1 protein-coding gene is annotated in these 1,805 nt (G+C 33.3%); it reads right to left on the bottom strand.

Annotated elements, in window-relative coordinates:
• Positions 1–62 precede the first annotated feature (62 nt).
• On the bottom strand, positions 63–1,679 hold the full coding sequence (locus tag ACLJX0_RS15345; protein ID WP_410881685.1) for an IS1182 family transposase: 1,617 nt from the start codon (positions 1,677–1,679) through the stop codon (positions 63–65).
• Positions 1,680–1,805 lie beyond the last annotated feature (126 nt).

The following is a 1,805-nucleotide window of genomic DNA, read 5'->3' as shown; positions in this document are numbered from 1 at the left end:
AAGAGGGTGTCCCAAAAGGTCACCCTCTTTTGTATTTTATAAAACGTTACTTTTCTCTTTGCTTAAAAATTCTTGCAATTAAAACGAGTTTTAGACTTATAATTTGTCATTTTTCGTTTATCAGTCTCTTTTTTAAGGTAAAAATTGTTGTTTAAAGTCGATTTTCCTCTATTCTTAGTAAGTTTCCTTAAATTATGTGCAAGAGCCATCAGTCCAAATTCAATTTGGACCATTTCTAATCCTCTTAGGGTAAACCTAGTAAATTTATTGTTGCTTTTAAGTTGACCAAAAACAGCTTCTACTTCTACAGGCCTTTTACTTCTGTGATATTTTCCTCGTTCAGAGTTTAGAAGTTCTCTAATATGCTGTTTTATTTGCATCAATCTATGATTCATAGTGACTGTTCTATTTTCTTTTGCTTTATTACATTGCTCTTTTAAGGAGCATTCCAAGCAGTTTGAAGCTTGATACAGATTTATTTTCGAAGCAAAACCCGTGGTGGTGTATTTAATACTACTTCCTACATTTGGCAGTTTCTCTCCATTTGGACATAAGATGTAATCAAACAATTTATTGTAGTAAAGATTGTGTTGTAGAAAAGGATTGTTCTTCCAAGCTCTTTTCTGTTCCATGTGGAAGTAATTGAATTTCACATAGGGAGTTATTTCTCTTTTAAGTAAATACAGATAATTTTCTTCGCTACCATACCCAGCATCTGCTACAACTTCTTTACTTTGTTGTACATAGGCTTGTTCAAAGGTTTCCAGGTGATTGATTAAGGTAGTGGTATCAGTTGATGTTTGTGCAATAGTATAATGGGTAATAAACTGATTTTCAGTACTTATTTGAATGTTGTATGCAGGTTTAAGCTGCCCATTTTTCATGTGATCTTCTTTCATTCGCATAAAAGTGGCATCAGTATCTGTTTTACTATAACTATTTCGAGTACCTAAAGTTTCTAGTTGTTGTTCGTATTTTTCCAAGCGAGGTAAATGCTCGTCTTCTAACTGTTTGAGCTGTTTAGCTGTAGGTTTGGGTAAATCTGCCCTATGTTTATTTAACTGAGTCACTTTTTCTTTAAGCTCTAAACTATCAATATTTTTGGAACAGTGTTCTTTTGTTAATTCACTTTGATCCTGTTTGATTTGACCCTCTATTTCTGTGAGAACATCTTGAATTTTTGTTTCTAACTTAGCCTTGTTTTTCTCCACTGAACCACGCCATACAAAGGTGTATCGGTTAGAGCTAGATTCAATTTTTGTTCCATCAATATATTGGACTTGTAAACTAACATATTGTAATTCTTGTAACAGACGAACCACATCTGCAAAAAGCTGATGGATTTGACCTTTCAATCGCTTAGCGCGAAAATAATTAATCGTGCGATGATCAGGCAAGCTATGACCTGATAACCATATAAAATAAATGTTCTCAGTCAAAGCCCGTTCAATCTTACGCGATGAATAAATATTATTGAAATAGGCGTAGAATAAGACTTTTATCATCATACGGGGATGATAACTAGTGGTACCACCACCTTTATATTGACTTAAAATAGAACTAATATCTAACTCATCAACAACAGCATTGATAAGACGAACAGGATGGTCTAAAGGAATTTTAGATAAAATATCTTCAGGAAATAGACTCGGCGATTTTAAACTTTCAGATTTGAACATTATATTTGTCTTTCTTATTGTTTGGGTGCACCTTGAAGATAATTATTTTTGAGGACAAACAATGAAAAAACCCCGCCTTTTTTAGACGGGGTTTTTGTTTTTTAGGCTTTTTAGACAGCCTCTTTT

Source organism: Myroides sp. DW712, from assembly GCF_046557355.1.
Classification (GTDB): domain Bacteria; phylum Bacteroidota; class Bacteroidia; order Flavobacteriales; family Flavobacteriaceae; genus Flavobacterium.
This window is presented reverse-complemented; position numbering and strand designations above follow the sequence as displayed.

Bases quoted from the DNA above. Each gene is read 5' to 3' on its own strand.
- ACLJX0_RS15345 (WP_410881685.1), bottom strand. From the start codon at position 1,679: ATGTTCAAATCTGAAAGTTTAAAATCGCCGAGTCTATTTCCTGAAGAT.